Here is a 22,752-nt window from a genome sequence, read left to right on the forward strand (position 1 = left end):
CGACTGGCCTAGAACTCCCGCATTCTAAACAACGTCAGCAACAAAGAGACGCAAAATATTGCGCCTCTACATCGTTTCACTCTACCTAAAAGGCTCTTATGTAAGGAAGCCATTAGCTGCGTATCTTTGCGCACGTTTTGAGCGCGTTGCGTCCGGCTGCTGAACTTGTTTCTCTAGTAACGCCCGCCCAAACGCGGGCGTTTTTGTTGGTATGCACATAGCACGCGGCACTAGCGGCGCACTATGTTGAACGACTAAGCCCCCAAGTGCTGTTTACCCCGAACGAATTACCGTTAGCGACCCGCTAACTCAGAGTTCAACAACACGCGAAGCTCCCTGTTTCGCGCCTTTGCTACCCCGCCATGTTTCAGCAAGAAGAGTACGACGTTATTGTAGTAGGAGCCGGCCACGCCGGATGTGAGGCGGCCGCCGCGGCTGCCAACATGGGCTCGAAGGTCCTGCTCGTGACGATGAACATGAACACCATCGCGCAGATGTCGTGCAACCCGGCTATGGGCGGGGTGGCCAAAGGGCAGATTGTGCGCGAGGTAGATGCGCTGGGCGGGCAGTCGGGCATCATCACCGACAAAACCATGATTCAGTTCCGGATGCTGAACCGCTCGAAAGGCCCCGCCATGTGGAGCCCGCGCGCGCAAAGTGACCGAATGCGCTTTGCCGAGGAGTGGCGCATGACCCTGGAGCAAACCCTGAACGTGGATTTCTGGCAGGAGGCCGTGACTGGCCTAGTGGTAGAAAACGACACGGTGGTGGGCGTAAAGACCCAGCTCGGCATTGAGTTCCGGGGCAAGTCGGTGGTCCTGACCAACGGTACTTTCCTGAACGGCCTTATCCACATTGGCGAGAAGCAGTTTGGCGGTGGCCGCGCCGCCGAGAGCAAGAGCACCGGCATCACGGAGCAGTTGAAGGAGTTGGGCTTTGAAGCGGGCCGCATGAAAACCGGTACCCCGCCCCGCGTGGATGGCCGTAGCCTCGACTACTCTAAAATGGAAGAGCAGTCGGGCGACGCCGAGCCGAGCAAATTCTCTTACCTCGACACGCCTACGCTCACCAAGCAGCGCCCCTGCTACATCACCTACACTAACCCCGAGGTGCACGAAATCTTGAAGGAGGGCTTCGAGAAGTCGCCGATGTTCCAGGGCCGTATTAAGGGTCTGGGGCCGCGCTATTGCCCTTCGGTAGAGGATAAAATCAACCGCTTCGCCGACAAGGACCGCCACCAGATTTTTGTGGAGCCCGAAGGCTGGAGCACAGTAGAGGTGTACGTGAACGGCTTCAGCAGCAGCTTGCCCGAGGATGTGCAATACCGCGCCCTGCGCAAAATTGCCGGTTTCGAAAACGCGAAGATGTTCCGCCCGGGCTACGCCATTGAGTACGACTTCTTCCCGCCTACGCAGCTGCACCTGACGCTCGAAACCAAGCGCATCAAGAACCTCTACTTCGCGGGCCAGATCAACGGCACCACAGGCTACGAAGAAGCGGCGTGCCAGGGCCTGATGGCCGGCATCAACGCCCACAACCGAGTGCACGGCAAGGAGCCCTTCATCCTGAAGCGGAGCGAGGCCTACATCGGGGTGCTCATCGACGACCTCGTAAACAAAGGCACCGACGAGCCTTACCGCATGTTTACGAGCCGCGCCGAGCACCGCATCCTGCTCCGCCAGGACAACGCCGACCTGCGCCTCACGCCTCTAGGCCATTCCCTCGGTCTGGCGTCGGATGAGCGCATGGAGCGCGTGCGCGAAAAGCAGGAGCAAACCGCCGAAATCGTGAAGCTGCTGAAGAACTTCGGTATTGAGCCCGCGGAAATCAACGGCTGGCTAGAGGAAATTGGCTCGGCTACTATTCACGAGAAAACCCGCGCCGTGAACCTGCTGCGCCGCCCCAATGTGGAGCTGCCGGACCTCACGCGCGCCCTCCCCGCCCTCACGCTGGCCCTAGGCCAGTACCGCCCCGATGCCCTAGAGCAAGCCGTGATTCTGGTGAAATACGAGGCGTACCTGGAGAAGGAGCACCAACAAGCCGCCCGCGTGCAGGAGCTGGAAGACTTCACCATCCGGGGCCGTCTCGACTACAAAGCCATGCCCGCCCTCTCGCACGAAGCCCGCGAGAAGCTGCTCAAGATTCAGCCCGAAACCCTAGGCCAGGCCAGCCGCATTAGCGGCGTATCCCCCGCCGACGTATCGGTGCTGATGGTGTACCTGGGCCGGTAGATGGTCTGATTTTCAGGAACGAATTAATAAGAACGTCATGCTGAGCGCAGCCGAAGCATCTCTACCTCTGGCTACTCAACTAGCCTAGCTTCGCAACAAAGCGGTAGATATGCTGCGCTGCGCTCAGCATGATGGCTTTATAACTTGTTCCTATTCATTCAACAGCTGCCACAGATCCTTCCTGGAATTTGTGGCAGCTTCGTTTTGTACCTTCGCAACGAGGGCGGACTGGCCTAGGCCTACTTGTTCGTTCCGGCTTACAATAAATAAATTAGCACAACTCAGTGGTTTACGAACGTCTGGACAAATGCCCGGTGTGTGGCAAGACGGAGCTTCGCAACAAGCTCGTGGTGGAGGATAAATCGGTCAGCAAGGAAAGCTTCGCGATTCAGCAGTGCGCCGCCTGCTCGTTTCAGTTCACCAACCCGCGCCCCGATGCTGCCCACATTGGGCGGTATTATGAGTCGGAGGAGTACGTATCGCACAACAGTGGGGCAGGGGGGGTTATCAACCAGGCCTACAAAGTAGCCCGCTTCTTCACCATGCGCCGCAAGGTGGCGTTGCTCAATAAACAGGCGCCGCGCAAGGGCCGTTTGCTGGATTATGGCTGCGGCACGGGCCACTTTCTGGAGGCGGCCAAGTCTTCGGGCTGGAAGGTGAGTGGCCTAGAGCCCAACCCGCGGGCCCGCGAAGAAGCCAGCCAGCGCGTAGGCCAGCCCATCGGCTCCGACGACCTTACGGCCCTAGAGCCCGGCTCCTTCGATGCTATTACACTCTGGCACGTGCTGGAACACGTTCACACTCTGAACGAAACCCTGCAGCAGCTCATCAAGCTGTTGAAGCCTGATGGCGTGCTCATCATTGCCGTGCCTAACGTGGAGAGCCTCGACGCCCAGCACTACCGCCAGGACTGGGCCGCCTATGATGTGCCGCGCCACCTGTACCACTTCAGCGCCAAAACCATGACCCAGCTGCTTAAAAAGCACAAAATGGGCGTGCGTGAGGTATTGCCCATGGCGCTGGATGCCTATTACGTAAGCATGCTCAGCGAGAAGCACCGCGCCGAGCGGGGCGGCGGGCTGCTTACAGTGCTCAAGGCTGGTTATAAATCAAATCAATACGCGGCCCAGCATGAAGGCCAGTACTCCAGCTTAATCTACATTTCCACTCGGCGCTAACTTTCGGCTAGGCCAGTACTGTAATTTGGCAAGACCGTCTTTCTCAGCCATGCTCGGAGGGACGGTCTTCTGTTTTTTCCTGGAGCACCAAGTGCCTGCCAGGGTAGGGGAGAGGCTAGGTGCTAATGCTTCAGGGCAATACGTTTTTTACTCGTGGCCGCGGTGCGGCTATGCTGGTTCATTGGGCAGCATGCGGAGTAGGGTTGTACCTTCGCTTGGCAGTAGCGCCACCTACCGTTTCCTCACGCAATTGTTGTGGTTTGTCAGGCGTTGGTGGCCTGGCAGCTTCTGTTGCGCCTTTCTCGTTCTACCCGGCGGCGCTGCAAGTTGGTTGCGCTACTTTCCCCCTGACCTCAGTACTTCCTGTTGATGTTCGTTCGTGTTAGTTCTTTTCTATTGTTATCGGCAGTGGCTGGCCTGGCTGGATGCGCCGCGGTAAGCTCACCGGAAGGCGGCATCCGGGATACCACGCCCCCGAAGCTGGTGAGCAGCGTACCTGAGAACGAGGCCCGCAACGTGCGGGGGCAGTCGGTGCGGCTGGTGTTCTCGGAGTCGATTCAGGTAAAGGACCTCCAGAAGAACCTGATTATTGCACCCTACATCAGCGACGACAACAAGTACAAAGTGCGCGAAGACCGCAACGCCGTTACGCTTACCTTCGACAAGCCATTCGCCCCAAATACCACCTACTCCTTCAACTTCGGCAACGCCATTTCCGACATTACGGAAAGCAACCCGGCCCCCGATGCGCGGTTGAGCTTTAGTACCGGCGCGCAGCTAGACTCTGGTTCCGTGCGTGGCTCAGTTACGGAGCTGCTCTCGGGCAAGCCGGCGGCCGAAGCGGTGGTTATGCTGTATCAGGAAAGCGACACGGCCAATATTCGGCGCGGCCGGCCTTACTACTTGGCTCGCACCGATAAGCAAGGCCAGTTTTACCTGCAGTATCTTAAAGAGGGCCGCTACCAGCTCTATGCTCTGGCCGATAAAAACCAAAGTCTACGCTACGAGGAAGGGGAGCGAATTGCCTATCTGCCCACCTTGTACACGGTGCGGCCCAACGCCGACTCGCTGCAGCTTACCCTTACCCGGCCCGATAGCCGGCGCCCGAACGTAATCAGCCAGAAACCCGGCCCTACTGACTTCCAGGTAAGCTACAACGAGGGCCTGACCGCAGCTACCCTTTCGGCGCTGAGTGGCCCCACGCCGCCGGTGCTCAACGAGGCAGTGCAACTAACGGAGCGGGGCCGCAGCGTTGTGCTCTACCGCTTCCCTGATCTCACCGAAGGCCGCTACCTGCTGGCTGCCACTGACAGCGCCGGCAACGTGGGCCGCGACACCGTGAACGTGCGCTTCCAGGGTAACCCGCCCACCAAGCGCCCCGCTGCCTACACGGTAGAGGGTAGCCCCCGGGAGGTGTACCGCCAGGGCCAGGTGAGATTCAAATTCACGGAGCCTATTCGGCTGGTGGCCGGTAAACCCATCGGCACGTTGGTAGAAGACTCTCTGAAGCGCCGCCCGCTTCGGGTGCCCACCGACGCCGTGCTGAGCCCCGACCGCAGCACCCTCACGGTTACCCTGAATACGCAAGCCAAGAAAACCGTAGGGATAATTCTCGACAGCACCGTGGTGCAAAGCGTAACCGGACAACGCCTCGGCCTGAAGCCGCTACTGCGCCTCCGCGTAACTGACCAAGCTACCACCGGCACCCTCAGTGGCACCATTACCACGAAGTATACCAGCTATCAGGTACAACTACTTGATGCCAACAACCAGGTGGTAGCCACTTTGCTTAGCCCCAAAAACACTTACCGCTTCGACTATCTGGCACCCGCTACCTACACCCTGCGCGTGCTTATTGATACTAATAAGGACGGCCGCTGGCAGGGCGGCGACCCACAGCTACGGGTACCCCCTGAGCCTATCTACTTTTTCCCTAAAAGCATTCAGATACGCGCCAACTTCGACATTGTAGAGGCGCTGAGCTTCTAATCGCTTAGTAGGCTGTGTTTGAAAAGTCGTTTAAGGCTTGCTGCACGTCACGCTGAGCTTGCCGAAGCATCTCTACCGCTTACTTATACGAGCTTACATGAAGCGGTAGAGATGCTTCGGCAAGCTCAGCATGACCGTTTTGGAGTTTTCAGACACGGCCTAATTACACCAGAAATGCCCGGCTCTAACCAGCCGGGCATTTTGTTTTTGCTACGCTTTGACTACGGTAGTGTACTGACGCAAGACTTACCTGTGCCACCACTATGCGTTTCGTCTTTGTTGGTGCCGCAGGAATAGTGTCGTTTCAGGCTACTTTCCGTGTCACGAGATGCACGTCAGAGGCTGGTACAGCTCACTGCTGCACTTCGGCCCCCATTTACGGCCCGCCCATCAGATGCCACATGACCGTCCTCAACTGATTGCGCTGTGAAATGTGCCTGGCTTATCTCATTAGTCAGCCACTCGCTAAATCGAAACTACCTTCTGCCCTGGTCTCTTTAACTCTTCTTTACACAAGTGGGGTAGCTGGGTTGGGATAGTGCTATTTTCCTCTATATATAGAATAGCTCATGCAGCTATCCACATTCTATATCTGCGTTTCCAGCCCGATAGGCCAGATTTGCAGAGGTTCTCCTCACGCAATCCACAGAGTTTTCCACGCCTGTTTGCGCCCAGGGCATAATCTGTGGATAATGGTGGGGAAACCTGGGGATAACGCGTGGAGAAGTTGGGCACAAGTTTTTTTGGTTGCTACCTGACCGCTACAGCACAATTCAGCAGTGGATAAGGGTGGATAACTATCCCCCTTAAATTCTACAATCCACACACGACCCACCCTGTGAATTGTGGATTTGTTGACAAGGTATGTGGATTGTGAAAAACTGCATTAACCATCTAGTAATCTGTTGTTTACTATCCACACACCCTGTTGATACACGGTGCATAACTCTGTTCTTGTACACAAGTTATTAGTCGTGTTAATAACCCGTTCTTTTTATCCACTTATACACAGCCCCTATGACAGGGATTAAAAAGAGACTTTAAGAAAAAAATATTTTAAAAGTTATTAACCTGTGGAAAAGCGGACCGGGGTTTCGGTTTTGCAGAAAGGGTAGCCTAGCGGGTTGGGCTGCCTTGTAAACAGGAGACGTTGGTCAGGACATCGGGCAGGACGGGTTCTGGTGTAGTGCCCCGCGACACTTAACGGCTCATGCTGTTGCTGGGGAAACCTAGCGCTCTGTAAATGAACTGGCCTACAAATACGGGTATCACTTGTAGGCTTGATGCCCTTACCTGTTTTCTGTGCAACGCGGTAAAGCCCAAAGAATAGCGTAGTGTGTTTATAACTAGTTGGTTATCCACATAGTAAGCCGTTGTTATCCACTAACCGATGAGCCTTTTTATTTGAGGAGCAGCCAGGAAGTCGAAATGGGCGTATAGAGGCATCTAACCCATTTACTCACGCAGCGGTACTGGCCTAGCGCATATGCCCTTCAACTACGACCTCGATTTTCATTCTCTGGACTTCCGGAAGCATCCGGAGTACTACCGAGTGGGCAAAGGCGAGCAGGGGGTACTGTTGGTAGAGCCCTATAAAGGCGAGATTCTGCCCCACTGGCGCTTCCGGACCCCTGAGGTGGCCCGGGAGTCTAGCGAAACCATTTACGGCTTGTTTGAGGCCTACTTAAAAGCCCAGGACTTTGTTGGGGCCGACATGGCCCGGAAGTTTCTGCAAATGGGGTTTACCCGCGCCCGGCGCTACGCTAACCACCGCGGTGGTAAGAAGTATGATGGCCCGGTGCCCGACGATAAAAAAGGCCAAAGCGGTGCCCACGGCCGCGAAGAATTACCCCGCTCCCCCGAAGACCCACTGAAAGCAGAGGCAGCGGCCATCTTCAAGCGCAAGTGGGACCAGGCCAAGCAACACCCCGAGTATGTGCGCCAGCGAGCCGAGTTTGAGGCCCAATACGGCAAGTGAAGCACGAATACCTACCTTTAACCCTTCTACCATTTCCTGACACTCACCCTTACCAATATGGCTATGCAAACGCCCGCCAACCAATCGTCAAGCACTGAAGAAAACGAAATCACGCTCGGTGTCGGCATGGGGCCGCTCAAGTTCGGTGCCTCCATGGATGAAGTGCGCGCCCTGATGGGCGAGCCGGAAGAAATTGAAGAGTCGGAAGACGACGACGAATTTGAACACCAAGCCTGGAACTACTTGGAAGAAGGCTACTCCTTGTACTTCGACCGTGAGGACGACTACCGCCTGAGCTGCATTGAGACGGACCACCCCGGCATTCGTTTGTACGGCGAAGCCATTCATGGCAAATCCCCGGAGGAAATTCAGGACCTGATGCAGCGCCACGGCCACGAGCAAAGCGAGGTGGAGAAAATGGATACCGGCGAGATGCGCCTCTCCTACGAGAAGGAGATGATCGATATGTACTTCGATGAAGAGCAGCTGCAGTTCGTGAACTTCGGGGTCTTCATTAACGACGATTTAGAAGTGCAGTGGCCTGCCTAAACTGAGTTATCCACAAAATCACACGATTTCAGTGTTGATAAGTTGATAAGTATTTGATAAACCGGACTTTTCACGCCTCAGATTATCCTGATGAGCCATACGCTCCACATTGAGAAGCGACGCGGTGAGAAATGCCCATAAAAAAAGCCACCCCAAACCGGGGTGGCTTTTTTGTGTAATTCAAAGGTGACCTAAGAAGGCAGAATAGCCCGGAACAGCAGAAACAAGCCGCCGGCTAAGGCCATGGTTACGGGCAGGGTAAGTACCCAAGCCAAAGCAATATTGCGCACCATCTGAGGATTAAGGTTCTTGATACCCCGGTTAGCCACCATAGAGCCAGCAATAGCCGATGACAATACGTGCGTGGTGCTGCTAGGCAAGCCATAGGCCGTAGAGGCACCAATCATGGCTGCCGCTACCAACTCCGAGGAGGCACCCTGGGCGTAGGTCAGGTGCTCTTTACCAATACGCTCCCCAATGGTTTTCACAATGCGCTGCCAGCCAATCATGGTGCCTAAGCCCAGAGAAACGGACACGGCTACCAGCACCTGCCAAGGGGCGTAGTCAGTGAATTCCTTCATCTTGCTCAGGCTGGTTTTAAGCGTATCGCGGTCTTCGGTGCTCAGGCTTACCTTTTCGCTCGATTGAATTTTCTTGGCCTGGTTGCCCAGTAACAGAATGGCCTTGCGGATCTCAAAGCGGGCGTTCTGCGGTAACTGCTTTACTTCCGTTTTTCCGGCAAAGATGCTGTCGAGGGCATTAGTCTGCGATTTGATGTAGGCCACCGACTCGCGGTCCTGCACGCTCAAATCACCAACGTTAACCTTCTGCATCACCTGCTCCACCTTCGTTAACGAGTCACGCATATCAAGTGGGTTCTTGGCGTGGTCGAGGGCGAAGTATGAGGGCACGATGCCAATCAGAATCAGCATCATGAGGCCTACGCCCTTCTGCCCGTCGTTAGAGCCATGGAAGTAGCTTACCAGCGTACAGGTAGCAATCAGAATCAGACGAATCCAGAGGGGTGGGGGCTTACGCTTGTGCGGCTCCTTAAAGATGGCCTTGTTGCGCACGAAACGCTTGAGCAGGAACATCATCACAATAGTGAGCGAGAAGCCGAACAACGGGCCAACCAGTAGGGCTAGGCCAGTCTCTCCGGCCTTGCCCCAGTTAACCGCCGCATTGTTGGAGCCCGGCAGGAAACTGAATGCAATGCCTACACCCAGGATGGAACCAATGAGGGCGTGTGAGGAAGAGGAGGGCAGGCCATAATACCAGGTGCCTACGTTCCAGATGATGGCCCCAATAATCAGAGCGCCCACCATGGCAATGCCGTGGTACACGTTCTGGTCGACGAGGCTCTCTACGGGGAGCAAGTACACGATGCCCATAGCCACGGCAATGCCACCCGTTAGAACTCCGATGAAGTTCCAGAACGCCGACCAGATGACGGCTACCCACGGGCGCAGGGTGTTGGTGTAAATGACCGTGGCCACGGCGTTGGCCGTGTCATGGAAACCATTTACGAATTCAAAGGCGCAGGCTGCCACCAAACAGGCAATCAGCAGCAACAGCACATGAGGCTCTAAGCCAAACATAAGGGGGGGATTGGTGAGTATTCAGGTTTAGGCAACCAAAGGTAGGGCTGCCGTAAAGGGGCACAAGATTATGAAATTGTTACCGCTCTTGCAGAATAGGCTCCAGCTTGAGGCGCTTAACGTAGGTCAGCCCGCCGGGTTGGCCAGACCAGGAGCAAGTGTAGTAAATTGCTAATAAACAAAGGGCCAGCTGCATTTTAGCCGGAGGGTGTAGCCGACTAGCTAAAGCTTTGGCTACTTTTGCCCGTACTTTAGAACTGAGAGCTTAAAAGCGAGAGATAAGACCTGCTTTGGACATTAGAACCCCAAAGCAGGTATTCATCCGAGTTCTAAGCTCTACCTTCTCACCTCTCCTTTCATATGAGCAACGAGCAGAAAGCCGCCGCCACGGCCGAAAACACCCTGGCTGATATCGTGTCGCACGCCAAAGAATACGGATTCGTATTCCCTTCTTCGGAAATTTACGACGGCTTGGCCGCCGTGTACGACTACGGCCCCAACGGCGTGGAGCTCAAAAACAACCTGAAGCAGCTCTGGTGGAAGGCCATGACCCAGCTCAACCAGAATGTGGTGGGTATTGACGCGGCCATTTTCATGCACCCGCTCACCTGGAAAGCCTCCGGCCACGTAGATGGCTTTTCTGACCCGATGATTGACAACCTCGACAGCAAGAAGCGCTACCGCGCCGACGTGCTGCTCGAAGACAAGGCTGCCGAGTACGAAAACGCCGGCGACAATACCCGCGCCGACGCTCTGCTGGCCGAAATGGGCCGCCTGCTGACCGCCGAAGACCTGGCCGGCGTAAAGCAGCTCATCCTTGACGAGAAAATTATCTGCCCCGTAAGCAAAACTGGCAACTGGACGGATGTGCGCCAGTTTAACCTGATGTTCTCAACGCAGGTGGGCGCCGTAGCCGACGACTCCAGCAAGATTTACCTGCGCCCCGAAACGGCCCAGGGCATCTTTGTGAACTTCCTGAACGTGCAGAAGTCGGCGCGCCAGAAGGTGCCGTTTGGTATTGCCCAGATTGGTAAGGCCTTCCGCAACGAGATTGTGGCCCGTCAGTTCATCTTCCGCATGCGGGAGTTTGAGCAGATGGAAATGCAATTCTTTGTGCGCCCTGGCACCGAAGGCGAGTGGTACAACCAGTGGAAAGAAACGCGCCGCCGCTGGCACGAGGCCCTAGGCCTGCCCGCCGACAAGCTCCGCTTCCACGACCACGACAAGCTGGCCCACTACGCGAAGGCTGCGGTAGACATCGAGTATGAATTCCCCTTTGGCTTCAAGGAAATTGAGGGTATTCACTCCCGCTCCGACTTCGACCTCATGCAGCACCAAGCGTTAAGCCGGAAGAAGCAGCAGTACTTCGACAACGACATCAACCCCGAGACGGGCAAGCCTTATGGCAACTACGTGCCCTACGTGGTAGAAACCTCCGTGGGCGCCGACCGCCTGTTCCTGGCCACGCTTTGCCAGGCCTATCAGGAAGAAACCATTACGGAAGGCGAAGGCGAGAAGCAGCAAACCAAAACCCGCAAGCTGCTGCGCCTGCACCCGGCCGTGGCACCCATTAAGGCCGCCATTTTCCCGCTGGTGAAGAAGGATGGCCTGCCCGACAAAGCCAACGAAATCTACAACTCCCTGCGCCACGATTTCCGGTTGGTAGTAGAGGAGAAGGACTCCATTGGTACGCGCTACACCCGCCAGGACCTCATCGGCACCCCCTTCTGCATTGCCGTCGACCACCAGACCCTGGAGGATAACACCGTGACCGTGCGCCACCGCGACTCCCGCGAGCAGACCCGCATGCCCATTTCGGAGCTGCGCAGCTACATTGGCGAGGCCGTGAGCCTGTCGCGCGTTTTTGAAAAGCTCTAGGCCACTGAGCGGCTAAGGCTACAGGCCTAGAACGTAAAAACGCCCCCGGAGGAATCCGGGGGCGTTTTTATTTCGGAATAGGTGAAAAAGCAGGAATGGCGCTAAAAAAGTGCCGGATGCTTAGTTCTCGCTGAGCCAGGCAGTGGCGTCGCGGCGGGAGGTGAAGTAGTTGAACTCTATGTGGGCCGGTGGCACGGTTTGGCTGGCCGCCGAAGAGTAAGAAGCAATCTGGTACTGGTACTGTCCTTCTGAAACCACCGCTGCAATAAAGAGTGGCCGACTGTGGTGCGCGGGCAGTGCCGTAATCAACGGCTGCAGCAAATGCTCCGTTTCGTCTTCAGTAGGGGGGGCATTCCGTTTAAGGTCTAAAAGCAGCTTATCGACGTTGTGCTCCAGCATTTCCTCTAGTGCCCGCTGGTAGGCCTGCCCGAAGGAGACCGACAATCGAGTGGCACTGTAGCTAAGATGCAGAGTCTGAGAAGCTGAGTTGAAAGTGAGGGTAGCTTCCGGGGATGAAAAGAGTGTCATTAAGTCAAAATAAAACAACCAACACGCCTCAAAGTGCAATTTGTTGAACCCGCAACGTATTGATGTGCGGCTGTTTACGCTGTAAGCTACATAAGTTGTTGCCTATATTCTAAAAAATAGTAGAAACAGCTGGGTAAGCCGTTCAGTTAGACTATAGTTGAGCTAAAGGTTTAATGACCACGCCCAAGGAGTAGTTGCGTACCTTTGCTGCATTTTAGCAGCCTATGTGGAGAAACCTCGCTCTGTTTGTCATTAAGAACCGCCGCTTGCTTATCGGGCTGCTGGCTGTCATCACGGCGTTTATGGCCTGGGAAGCGCGTAAGGTGCAGATGACCTACGACTTTGCGCAGGTGGTGTCGCCCAACGACCCCGACATGGTGTACTTCCAGAAGTTCAAGCGCACGTTTGGGGAAGATGGCAACGTGCTCGTACTGGGCATGCAGGACAGCTCCGTGTATAAGCTTGGTAATTTCAATGAGCTGCGTATGCTCACGGATACGCTCAGCAAGGTGGAAGGCGTAAACGGCATACTGGGTGTAACCCGCCTGCCGAAGCTGGAGAAAGATACCAGCAACCAAACCTTCCGGGCTGTTCCTATTTTCCGCCACTTCCCCCAAACCCAGCCCGAGCTCGATTCGCTGATGCGGGTAGTAAACGCGCAGGAGTTTTATAAGGGTCAGCTGATTTCTCCCACTACCGGGGCCACGCTCCTGGCCCTCACCATGGACCCCAAGTATTTGAATTCTAGCCGGAGAGAGGCTGTGATGCAAAAGATACTGGGCCACGCAGAGCGCTTTCAGAAGAAGACGGGCATCAGGATGCACTACGCCGGCCTGCCCTACGTGCGGGCCACCATGACCACCAAGGTAGCCTCCGAGATGAAGCTATTTGTAGGCCTCACCATTGTGATGATGGCCCTCACGCTGCTCATGTTCTTCCGGACGTGGTCGGCGGTGGTGTTCCCGCTGCTGATTGTGCTGATTGTAGTAACGTGGTGCATTGGCTCCATGGTACTGCTGGGCTATAAAATCAACCTGCTTACCGGTCTGATTCCCAGTATTATCATTGTTATTGGCATTCCAAACTGCACCTACCTGCTCTCGCGCTACCACTACGACTACCGCAAATCGGGTAACCAGGTGCTGGCCATGGCACGGGTGGTGCGCAAGATTGGCCTAGTGACCCTGATGAATAACACCACCACGGCCATTGGTTTTGTGGTGTTCTGCTTCACTAACATTGCCATTCTGTACCAGTTCGGGCTGGTGGCTACCCTCAATATTTTTGTGGCGTTTGTGGTGTCATTTATTCTGATGCCCATCATCTTCACCATTCTGCCTCCGCCTACCGCCAAGCAGCTGGAGCACCTGGAGGCTAAGCCCCTAACCAAGCTGCTGGAATTCTTCGACTACCTGGTGCTGGAGCGCCGCGGTACTGTGTACCTGGCGGCGTTGGCCTTTGTGGTGCTGGCCGCGTTTGGGGTTACGAAGGTGAAATCAGTGTCGTACATGGTCGATGACCTGCCCAAGGATTCGTCGGTAAACTCCGACCTGAAGTTTTTTGAGCAGCACTTCAACGGGGTTATGCCCCTGGAAATGGTAGTGGATACCGGCAAGCCCAAAGGCCTGCTGAAGCTCAAGAACCTGGAGCGGATTGACCGCTTGGAGAACTTCCTGCGCACCCAGCCCGTGCTAACTACGCCCGTGAGTGTGGTTACCTTCCTGAAGGCCTCTACCCAGGCCTTTTATAACGGTAGCCCCGAGTATTATCGCCTCCCCGATAACTCTGAGAAGAACTACATTTTCAGCTACCTGGCCCACTCGCAGTCTACGAAAGGCAACGAGGGCCAGCTCACCAGTAAGCTGCTGCGCTCTTTCACCGACAGCACCATGCAGCGGGCGCGCATCTCCCTGAAGATTGCCGACATCGGCTCGCGCAACCTCGATACGCTGCTTAGCAACCAGATTCAACCCCAGATTCAGAAGATTTTCAACGGCACGGGCATGGATGTAAAGCTGACCGGCACTACCGTCATCTTCACCAAAGGCAACGAGTACCTCATTGGCACGCTCAAGGAAAGCCTGATTATTGCCTTCGTACTCGTAGGCTTGGTAGTGCTGATCCTGTTCCGCAGCATCCGGGCGGTGTTCTTTACGCTGCTGCCTAACTTCTTCACCCTGCTGCTCACGGGCGGTATTATGGGCTACTTTGGCATTCCGCTTAAGCCCAGCACGGCGCTTATTTTCAGCATTGCGCTGGGTATTGATGGCGACAACTCCATTCACCTGCTGGCCAAGTTCCGGCAGGAAATGGCCGCTAACGGCCGCCGCGTGAAGGCGGCCATCAGCACCACGCTTTCGGAGGCCGGCACCAGCATGATTTACACCAGCATTGTACTGTTTCTGGGCTTTTCGGTGTTTGCCTTCTCAGAGTTTGGTGGCACCAAGGCCCTGGGCCTGTTAATGTCGGCCAGCTTGTTAATAACCAACTTCTCCAACCTGATTCTGCTGCCCTGCCTGCTGGTTACCTTTGAGCACGGCAAGGACGAGGATGTCATCGACCAGTCCAGTATTCGTCATTACGACGACAACTACCACGAGGAAGACGACGACCTGGAACTGAATCTGAACCGTATTCAGGTGCAGCCTAAATTGAACGGCTAAACCACTATTCTTACCACCGTCATGCTGAGCTTGCCGAAGCATCTCTCCCGCTTCGTTGAGTTGGTCCTAGGCCACTTAAATAGCTAGCCGTAGAGATGCTTCGGCAGGCGCAGCATGACGTTCTGATACAACGACCCCCACTCAATGAACTACCCCGAATACAAGCAGCCGCTCAACTACGGCCAGGTCGGCACCGATATCCTGGCGTGGTGGAAGCAGAACGGCATCTTTGAGAAGAGCGTAAGCACCCGCGAAGGGCAGCCTACGTTCGTGTTTTATGAAGGCCCACCTTCGGCTAACGGTGCCCCCGGCATTCACCACGTGATGGCCCGGACGGTGAAGGACATCTTCTGTCGGTACCAGACCCTGCTGGGCAAGCAGGTGAACCGCAAAGGCGGCTGGGACACCCACGGCCTGCCCATTGAGCTGCAGGTAGAGAAGGAGCTGGGTATCACGAAGGAGGATATCGGCAAGAAAATCAGCATTGAGGACTACAACCAGCGCTGCCGCGAAACCGTGATGCGCTTCAAAGCCCAGTGGGACGACCTCACCGAGAAAATGGGCTATTGGGTTGACCTCGATGACCCCTACATCACCTTCGAGCCCGAGTACATTGAGAGCTGCTGGGCCCTGCTCAAGAAGCTCTACGACAAGGGCCTGCTCTACAAAGGCTACACCATCCAGCCCTACTCTCCCGCTGCTGGTACTGGCCTAAGCTCGCACGAGCTGAACCAGCCCGGCACCTACCGCGACGTGAAGGACACGACCATCGTGGCCCAGTTCAAGGTAAAGCGCGACGAGAAATCGGAGCAGTTGTTCAGCAATGTACAGGTAGACGAAGTGCCGTTGGCTGCCTTGTATGGCGATAGTGCCGCCGAACCAGACGTGTACATCCTGGCCTGGACGACTACACCCTGGACCTTGCCCGCCAACACTGGCCTAGCAGTCGGGAAAAACATTCCGTACGTGCTGGTAAGCACCTTCAACCCCTACACCTACGCCCCCATTCGGGTGGTGCTGGCGGAAGCATTGGTAGGTCGCTACTTCTCGGAGAAAGGCAAAAACGCTTCGTTTGAAGACTTCAAGCCCGGCGACAAAGTGTTGCCCTGGCGCATCGAGAATACCTTCAAAGGCGCTGACTTAGTTGGCATCCGCTACGAACGTCTGTTTGGCCACGATAAAGGCTTCCCGGCGTTTGAAGGGGAGGAGCGCGCCTTCCGCGTAATTCCTGGCGACTTCGTGACTACCGAAGACGGTACCGGCATCGTGCACATCTCGCCTACGTTTGGCGCCGATGACTTCCGGGCTGCCCAGCAGGCTGATGTGCCTGCGCTGATGGTAGCCGACGATGAGGGCAAGCTAGGCCCCATCGTGGACCGCACCGGCCGCTACGTGCAGCAAATGGGCGAGTTTGGCGGCCGTTGGGTGAAAAACTACGACGGCCACGACCAGAGCGGCGCCGACTACAAAACCCTCGACGAAAGCATTGCCATCCGCATGAAAGGCGACGGTACGGCCTTCAAAGTGGAGAAGTACGAGCACACCTACCCGCACTGCTGGCGCACCGATAAGCCCGTACTCTATTACCCCCTGGACTCTTGGTTTATCAAGACCACGGCGGTAAAAGACCGGCTCATCGAGCTCAACAAAACCATTAACTGGCAGCCCGCCAGCACCGGTACCGGCCGCTTCGGCAACTGGCTCGAAAACCTGGTGGACTGGAACCTGAGCCGCTCGCGCTACTGGGGCACGCCCCTGCCCATCTGGCGCACCCAGGACGGTACGGAGGAAATCTGCATCGGCTCGGTAGAGCAGCTAAAGCAGGAGATTGACAAGGCCGTAGCGGCTGAGGTTATGACCCACAACCCTTACGCCAACGGGGAGAAGATGGATCTGCACCGCCCCTACGTAGACGATATCTTCCTGGTATCGCCTTCGGGCCAGCCTATGTACCGCGAAACCGACCTCATCGACGTGTGGTTTGATAGCGGCGCCATGCCCTACGCCCAGTGGCACTACCCCCTGGAGAACAAAGAGAAGTTTGAGAAGAACTTCCCGGCTGATTTTATTGCCGAAGGCGTGGATCAGACCCGCGGCTGGTTCTTCACCCTGCACGCGCTGGCCGTAATGCTGGAGGATTCAGTGGCCTACAAGAACGTGATGGCCAACGGCTTGGTGCTGGATAAGAACGGCAACAAGATGAGCAAGCGCCTCGGCAACGCCGTGGATCCGTTTGCCACTATCCAGCAGTTCGGCCCCGACGCTACGCGCTGGTACATGATTGCCAACGCCCAGCCCTGGGACAACCTCAAGTTCGACTTGGCCGGCATTACGGAGGTGCAGCGCCGCTTCTTCGGCACGCTGTTCAACACCTACTCGTTCTACGCCCTCTACGCCAACCTCGACGGCTTCCAGGCCCGCGAGTTTGACCGCGTGCCCTACACGGAGCTAAGCGAGCTGGACCGCTGGATTCTGAGCAAGCTGCAGTCGCTGATTGTGGAAGTGCGCGGCCACTACGATGGCTACGACCCCACGAAGGCCGCCCGCGCCATCCAGGATTTCGTTACCGATCAGCTCTCCAACTGGCACGTGCGCCTCTCGCGCCGCCGTTTCTGGAAAGGCGAGCTGACCCAGGACAAGCGTGCCGCCTACGAAACCCTGCAGGAATGCCTGGTGGTGGTTTCGCAGCTCATGGCTCCTATTGCGCCCTTCTTCGCGGAGTGGCTCTATAAGAACATGACCGACGGCATGCGCGAGGAAGCCGTAGCGAAGAATACGCCGCTAGCCCCTGAATCGGTGCACCTCACGCTGCTGGTGCAGGCCGATGAAACCCGCATCGACAAGGCTCTGGAGGAGCGCATGGAGCTAGCCCAGCGCATTTCTTCGCTCACGCACTCCCTGCGGAAGAAGTCGGTGCTGAAGGTGCGTCAGCCCCTGCAGCGCATCCTGGTGCCGGTATTCAACGAAAGCACGCGCGAGCAGGTAGGCAAGGTGGAAGACCTGATCTGCGCCGAGGTGAACGTGAAGCACGTGGAGTTCCTCGATGATACCAGCGGTGTGCTGGTGAAGTCGGTGAAGCCCAATTTCAAGCGCCTGGGCCAGCAGTACGGTGCCAAGCTGAAAGCCGTGGGTGCCCGCATCCAGCAGATGACCCCCGAGGAAATCAGCACCCTCGAAAAAACCGGTCAGCTGGCCGTAGAAGTAGATGGTGAAGCCCTCACGCTGGCCCCCGACGATGTGGAAATCCGCACCCAGGACCTGCCCGGCTGGCTCGTAGCCACCGACGGCCCCCTCACGGTAGCCCTCGACGTGACCCTGACCGACGAGCTGCGCCAGGAAGGGGTAGCTCGCGAATTGGTGAACCGCCTCCAGAACCTGCGCAAAGACAGCGGCCTGGAAGTGCAGGACAAAATCCGGGTGACGCTGGGCCAGCAGCCCGAGCTACAAGCCGCCGTGCAGTCGTTCGGCGACTACATCCGCGAAGAAGTGCAGGCCCTGGCCCTGAACTTTGCCCCGGATTTGAATGGCGGTTCTGTCTTGGAGTTCGATGAGTACACCGTGCCTGTGCAGTTGGAAGTAGCCAACAGCTAGTGGCCTAGGCCACTATTGGAGCTAAAAAGGGCCGCGAAACATACGTTTCGCGGCCCTTTTGTTTGTGCATAAATAGCTCAGCATGGCTCACCCGGAAAAACGTTTGTTTAGAGTAAGTTTGCCGTTGAAGGAGCGTTTGGCATAACACCGCACAAATCCTCAAAAAACGGGTTTATATCGGCACAAAAGCCGCCTCCGAACATATACTAACGACGCAGAGGCTGTAGTGGGGCGCCACGCAGCGGAGTCAAAAATTCTGCGTCACTTTGTGCTTATGAAGTATTGGAAGTATTACTTGGTGGCCCTGCTGGTCATCCTCATTGATCAGCTCTCAAAGTGGGCCGTGCACACCTACATGGACCGCTTCGATGAAATTCACCTCATCGGCGACTGGTTTAAGCTGCACTACACCCTGAATCCCGGCATGGCTTTCGGGGTGGAGCTGCCGCCTCCTTACGGTAAAATTCTTCTTACCAGCTTCCGGCTAGTAGCCGTAACAGGTATTGCTTACTACATCTACAAGCTCTGGCAGCGCCACGCGCCCAAAGGCCTTATCACCTGCGTTTCCCTAATTCTGGGCGGGGCCATCGGCAACCTGATCGACTCTATTTTCTACGGCATCATCTACGACAACGCCCCCATTACGGCGCCCACGCCATGGTTTCATGGGCAGGTGATTGATATGCTCTACGTGGATATCTACGAAGGCATCTTGCCCGCTTCCTGGCCCTTAGTTGGTGGTTCCCATGTATCCTTATGGCCCATTTTCAACATTGCTGACTCCGCTATCTTCATAGGTGTAGCCCTGATTCTAATCTTCCAGAACCGCTTTTTCAGCCACGACGAAGACGACGACCACCCCGTAGCCGCCGACGATGCCGCCGCGGCCCAAGCCCGCCTCGATGCCGAAGCCTCAGAAGTGGCCTAGACAAGCTTAAAAACCATAAAAAAGGCCCGCTGGAACTGTTCCAGCGGGCCTTTTTTATGCTTAAAAAGCAAACCAAGAGAACGTCATGCTGAGCGCAGTCGAAGCATCTCTACCGCTTCGTTGCTGATGTTCTAGGCCAGTTGAATAGCCAGAGGTAGAGATGCTTCGACTGCGCTCAGCATGACGTTCTGGTTTGGTCGTTCTAGGCCACTCTTCTTACCACAGATTATGCACCAGCGGCTTGATGCGTTGCTCATATATGCTGCGGACGGCGTCCATTTGCTCACCTGACAGCGCGGGTAGCTCCGCGGCGTTGAGGTTGGACTCGAGCTGGCTAGGCTTGGAAGCGCCAGGAATTACGCAGCTCACTTCATCGAACATCAGCACCCAGCGCAGAGCAATGGGAGCGAGGTTGGGCTGATCGGGGAATACTTTTTTCAGCTCTTCCACGGCGGCTAGGCCAGTCTCGTAGTCAACGCCCGCGAAGGTTTCGCCTTTATCAAAAGCGGCGCCGTCGCGGTTGAATTGGCGGTGGTCGTCGGGGGAGAAGGTGGTTTGGGGGGAGAACTTGCCGGTAAGCAGGCCACTAGCCAGCGGCACGCGCACAATCAGGCCCACATCGTGGCGCTTGGCCTCGCGGAATAGCAGCTCCGTGGGGCGCTGCCGAAACATGTTGAAGATGAGTTGAATAGTGGTGACGTTGGAAAACGTGAGGGCTTTGAGTCCTTCTTCCACCTTTTCTACGCTCACGCCCAGGTTCAGAATCTTGCCCTCGTCCTTGAGCCGGTCGAACACCTCGAAGATTTCGGGGCGGTAGTACACCTCCGTGGGCGGGCAGTGCAGCTGAATCAGATCGAGGGTTTCTAGCTGCATGTTGCGCAGGCTGGCCTCCACAAACTTCCGAATTGCCTCAGGCTGGTAGGCCTCATTCACGTGGGGCTGCAGCTGCCGGCCGCATTTGGTGGCCACGTACACGCGCTCAGAACGGCTACGGACTAAGCGGCCCACGGCCTTTTCGCTTTCACCGTCGCCGTACACGTCGGCGGTGTCAATGAAGTTGATGCCGCTATCCACGGCTTTGTTCAGGATGGAGTCGGCGGTTTCGTGGCTGAATGGGTCGCCCCACTTGCCACCTACCTGCCAGGTGCCAAGGCTGATTTCGGAAACGTTGAAGCCGGTTTTGCCCAGTTTGCGGTAGTGCATATGTGTTGGTTGAGTTGGGTTTGGGTTGTCATTTCGAGAGCCGCGAGGAATCTGGGGAGTGACCTAGAGGTTGCTCATGCTCCTACAGGCCGTCATGCTGAGCTTGTCGAACCGAAGGTCGCCGTAGGCAAGCATCTCTACTGCTTCGTGCTTTCACTAGCCCAAGGTGTAAACCTTGGGTTATGGAGCGGGTACTGTTCTAGGCCAGTAGTTAGTCAGAGGTAGAGATGCTTCGGCTCCGCTCAGCATGACGTTCTAGAGAAATTCAAACAATGCCTAGGCCGGTCCCGAGATTCCTCGCGCCTCTCAGAATGACATACGGGAGACTTGCGCCGCAAGCTACTGCCTGCCTGCCTATCTTTACTTTTTTCCGCTTCCTCCTTCGTCGCCGCCGTGTCCCAGCCCATTCTTTCCGTTCGTAACCTGACCATCGACTTCTCCAGCCACCGCGGCGATACGCGGGCCGTGGAGAACATTTCGTTTGATCTGCGGCGGGGCGAGACGCTAGCCATCGTGGGCGAGTCAGGCTCGGGCAAGTCCGTGACGTCGTTGGCCCTGATGGGACTGATTCCGCTGCCGCCCGGCCGCATCACATCGGGGGAGGCACAGTTTCAATCGGAAGCACTAGGGGAGGTGGACCTGCTGAAGCTTTCCGAGGAACAGCTGCAGCGCGTGCGCGGCAACGACATCGGGATGATTTTTCAGGAGCCCATGACCTCGCTGAACCCGGTGTACACCTGCGGCAGTCAGGTGGTGGAAGCCCTGCGCCTGCACACCACCCTCAGCGCGAAGGAAGCGGAGGCGCGCACCGTGGAGCTGTTCCGCATGGCCCAGCTGCCGCGCCCCGAAAAGATATTCAGCAGCTACCCCCACGAAATCAGTGGGGGCCAGAAGCAGCGCGTGATGATTGCCATGGCCATGGCCTGCAACCCCGCCATCCTCATCGCCGACGAGCCCACCACCGCCCTCGACGTGACGGTGCAGGCCCGCATGCTGCACCTCATCGACGACCTCCGTCGCCAGCACAACACGGCCGTCATCTTCATCACCCACGACCTGGGCGTGGTAGCCGAAATAGCCGACCGCATTATGGTGATGTACCGCGGCCGGGTAGTGGAGCAAGGCCCGGTGCTCGACATATTCACCAACCCCCAGCACCCCTATACCAAGGGCTTGCTGGCTTGCCGCCCAAAATTATCAGTTGGCAAAAAAAGATTGCCCGTAGTAGCCGATTTCATGCGTGAAACGGCCGATGGAAGCTTTGTTGCCACTGAAACTGTCCCTACACAACTCGTTGCTAATGAAATTGGTGAACAAGATGGCCTAGCCTCTCACAACAATAGTGAAATCACCAAAACGTTCCCCGTGGAACATCCTGTTTCACGCCCCGATGAACCGTTTTTCGGGCTAGAAACGGCTCCCAGCCTAGAATCTGGCCAGCCCTTACTGGATACTCCGGTGGTTGGGGTAAATGCGGTGTCGGAAATAGACGTGCCAACTACGGTAGCCTCGGAGTCGGCAGTGGTTTACGAAGCAGCGGAAGTACCAACAGAGCTCGTTGTCGGCGCTAGGCCACTACTAGAAGTCCGCGACTTGAACGTACACTTTCCCATTCGCAAAGGCTTCTTCAACCGCACCACCGAATACGTGCGGGCCGTGGATGGCGTGAGCTTCGACATCTACCCCGGCGAGACGGTGGGACTGGTAGGAGAATCGGGCTGCGGCAAGACTACGCTAGGCCGGACGCTCTTGCGACTGGTGGAACCAACCTCGGGCAGTATCCTGTTTGAAGGGGTGGATTTGGCCAAGCTCCCAGCCGGGGAACTCCGCCGCCGCCGCCGTGAGTTTCAGATGATTTTCCAGGATCCGTACGCTGCCCTCAACCCGATGTTGACAGTGGGCGAGGCCATCCAGGAGCCCATGCAAGTGCACGGCGTAGGCGGTACCCGCCAACAGCAGAAAGCCCGCGTGATGGAGCTCCTCCGGACCGTAGGCCTCAAGGAAGAACACTACCTCCGCTACCCGCACGAGTTCAGCGGTGGCCAGCGCCAGCGCATTTGTATTGCGCGGGCCCTGGCGCTCCAGCCCAAGTGCATCATCTGCGACGAGTCGGTTTCAGCTCTCGACGTATCGGTGCAGGCTCAGGTGCTCAACCTGCTTAACGACCTCAAGCGCGAGTTCGGCATTACCTACCTCTTCATCACCCACGACCTCTCCGTGGCCCGCTTCATGTCGGACCGCTTGTTGGTTATGCGCCAGGGGCAGATCGTAGAAAGTGGCCTAGCGGCTGAGGTCTATGCCAACCCCCAGCACGAGTACACCCAGCAGCTGCTGGCCGCTATCCCGAAGGACGAACCCTCCGACATCCGGGCGGCCGTAGCCAGCCGGGCGTAGAGGCACAATATTTTGCGTCTCATCGGTGTTGATGTTGTTTGCGC

13 protein-coding genes are annotated in these 22,752 nt (G+C 56.5%); 10 read left to right on the forward strand and 3 right to left on the reverse strand.

Annotated elements, in window-relative coordinates; translation table 11 throughout:
* The first annotated feature begins 362 nt into the window (after window positions 1-362).
* The 5 genes from mnmG (at window position 363) to HMJ29_RS07540 (ending at window position 7,925) form a co-directional block, all read left to right on the forward strand.
* On the forward strand, window positions 363-2,231 hold the full coding sequence (mnmG, locus tag HMJ29_RS07520; RefSeq protein ID WP_171590903.1) for a tRNA uridine-5-carboxymethylaminomethyl(34) synthesis enzyme MnmG: 1,869 nt from the start codon (window positions 363-365) through the stop codon (window positions 2,229-2,231).
* 284 nt (window positions 2,232-2,515) lie between these two features.
* Complete coding sequence (locus tag HMJ29_RS07525) at window positions 2,516-3,409, forward strand: class I SAM-dependent methyltransferase (RefSeq protein WP_171590904.1); 894 nt, start codon at window positions 2,516-2,518, stop codon at window positions 3,407-3,409.
* A gap of 369 nt (window positions 3,410-3,778) precedes the next feature.
* The gene (locus HMJ29_RS07530; RefSeq protein ID WP_171590905.1) at window positions 3,779-5,398 is read left to right on the forward strand and encodes an Ig-like domain-containing domain; all 1,620 of its coding nucleotides are present in this window, start codon (window positions 3,779-3,781) and stop codon (window positions 5,396-5,398) included.
* Window positions 5,399-6,884: 1,486 nt separating this feature from the next.
* Complete coding sequence (locus HMJ29_RS07535) at window positions 6,885-7,376, forward strand: DUF4385 domain-containing protein (RefSeq protein WP_171590906.1); 492 nt, start codon at window positions 6,885-6,887, stop codon at window positions 7,374-7,376.
* A 63-nt stretch (window positions 7,377-7,439) separates the two neighbouring features.
* The gene (locus HMJ29_RS07540) at window positions 7,440-7,925 is read left to right on the forward strand and encodes a hypothetical protein (protein ID WP_171590907.1); all 486 of its coding nucleotides are present in this window, start codon (window positions 7,440-7,442) and stop codon (window positions 7,923-7,925) included.
* Between the two features lie 191 nt (window positions 7,926-8,116).
* On the opposite strand, the gene HMJ29_RS07545 is transcribed toward HMJ29_RS07540, so the two are convergent.
* A complete protein-coding gene (locus HMJ29_RS07545; RefSeq protein WP_171590908.1) occupies window positions 8,117-9,523 on the reverse strand; it encodes an inorganic phosphate transporter in 1,407 nt (468 codons plus the stop codon).
* 360 nt (window positions 9,524-9,883) lie between these two features.
* On the opposite strand from HMJ29_RS07545, the gene HMJ29_RS07550 reads away from it, so the two are divergent.
* Complete coding sequence (locus HMJ29_RS07550; protein ID WP_171590909.1) at window positions 9,884-11,401, forward strand: glycine--tRNA ligase; 1,518 nt, start codon at window positions 9,884-9,886, stop codon at window positions 11,399-11,401.
* A gap of 120 nt (window positions 11,402-11,521) precedes the next feature.
* Here the strand turns inward: HMJ29_RS07550 and HMJ29_RS07555 are convergent, their stop codons facing one another.
* Window positions 11,522-11,929 (reverse strand): hypothetical protein, encoded by a 408-nt coding sequence (locus HMJ29_RS07555; RefSeq protein WP_171590910.1) that lies wholly within the window; start codon window positions 11,927-11,929, stop codon window positions 11,522-11,524.
* 224 nt (window positions 11,930-12,153) lie between these two features.
* Here HMJ29_RS07555 and HMJ29_RS07560 point away from each other — a divergent pair, with 224 nt between their 5' ends.
* The 3 genes from HMJ29_RS07560 (at window position 12,154) to HMJ29_RS07570 (ending at window position 19,111) form a co-directional block, all read left to right on the forward strand.
* Window positions 12,154-14,592 carry an efflux RND transporter permease subunit gene (locus HMJ29_RS07560; protein WP_171590911.1) on the forward strand — a complete coding sequence of 813 codons (2,439 nt, stop codon included), beginning with the start codon at window positions 12,154-12,156 and terminating at the stop codon, window positions 14,590-14,592.
* Window positions 14,593-14,736: 144 nt separating this feature from the next.
* On the forward strand, window positions 14,737-18,183 hold the full coding sequence (gene ileS / locus HMJ29_RS07565; RefSeq protein ID WP_171590912.1) for an isoleucine--tRNA ligase: 3,447 nt from the start codon (window positions 14,737-14,739) through the stop codon (window positions 18,181-18,183).
* A gap of 274 nt (window positions 18,184-18,457) precedes the next feature.
* Window positions 18,458-19,111 (forward strand): lipoprotein signal peptidase, encoded by a 654-nt coding sequence (locus tag HMJ29_RS07570; protein WP_171590913.1) that lies wholly within the window; start codon window positions 18,458-18,460, stop codon window positions 19,109-19,111.
* Window positions 19,112-19,327: 216 nt separating this feature from the next.
* On the opposite strand, the gene HMJ29_RS07575 is transcribed toward HMJ29_RS07570, so the two are convergent.
* The gene (locus HMJ29_RS07575) at window positions 19,328-20,314 is read right to left on the reverse strand and encodes an aldo/keto reductase (RefSeq protein ID WP_171590914.1); all 987 of its coding nucleotides are present in this window, start codon (window positions 20,312-20,314) and stop codon (window positions 19,328-19,330) included.
* 393 nt (window positions 20,315-20,707) lie between these two features.
* Between HMJ29_RS07575 and HMJ29_RS07580 the strand changes: the two genes are divergently transcribed.
* Entirely contained in the window at window positions 20,708-22,708 is a 2,001-nt protein-coding gene (locus HMJ29_RS07580) for an ABC transporter ATP-binding protein (RefSeq protein ID WP_171590915.1), read from the forward strand.
* Window positions 22,709-22,752: the final 44 nt, after the last annotated feature.

Source organism: Hymenobacter taeanensis (assembly GCF_013137895.1).
GTDB lineage: Bacteria > Bacteroidota > Bacteroidia > Cytophagales > Hymenobacteraceae > Hymenobacter > Hymenobacter taeanensis.

What these genes read in the sequence shown, in the direction of transcription:
- mnmG (WP_171590903.1), top strand. Translation starts at nt 363, where the DNA reads ATGTTTCAGCAAGAAGAGTACGACGTTATTGTAGTAGGAGCCGGCCAC.
- HMJ29_RS07530 (WP_171590905.1), top strand. Translation starts at nt 3,779, where the DNA reads ATGTTCGTTCGTGTTAGTTCTTTTCTATTGTTATCGGCAGTGGCTGGC.
- HMJ29_RS07535 (WP_171590906.1), top strand. Translation starts at nt 6,885, where the DNA reads ATGCCCTTCAACTACGACCTCGATTTTCATTCTCTGGACTTCCGGAAG.
- HMJ29_RS07540 (WP_171590907.1), top strand. Translation starts at nt 7,440, where the DNA reads ATGCAAACGCCCGCCAACCAATCGTCAAGCACTGAAGAAAACGAAATC.
- HMJ29_RS07545 (WP_171590908.1), bottom strand. Translation starts at nt 9,523, where the DNA reads ATGTTTGGCTTAGAGCCTCATGTGCTGTTGCTGCTGATTGCCTGTTTG.
- HMJ29_RS07550 (WP_171590909.1), top strand. Translation starts at nt 9,884, where the DNA reads ATGAGCAACGAGCAGAAAGCCGCCGCCACGGCCGAAAACACCCTGGCT.
- HMJ29_RS07555 (WP_171590910.1), bottom strand. Translation starts at nt 11,929, where the DNA reads ATGACACTCTTTTCATCCCCGGAAGCTACCCTCACTTTCAACTCAGCT.
- HMJ29_RS07560 (WP_171590911.1), top strand. Translation starts at nt 12,154, where the DNA reads ATGTGGAGAAACCTCGCTCTGTTTGTCATTAAGAACCGCCGCTTGCTT.
- ileS (WP_171590912.1), top strand. Translation starts at nt 14,737, where the DNA reads ATGAACTACCCCGAATACAAGCAGCCGCTCAACTACGGCCAGGTCGGC.
- HMJ29_RS07570 (WP_171590913.1), top strand. Translation starts at nt 18,458, where the DNA reads ATGAAGTATTGGAAGTATTACTTGGTGGCCCTGCTGGTCATCCTCATT.
- HMJ29_RS07575 (WP_171590914.1), bottom strand. Translation starts at nt 20,314, where the DNA reads ATGCACTACCGCAAACTGGGCAAAACCGGCTTCAACGTTTCCGAAATC.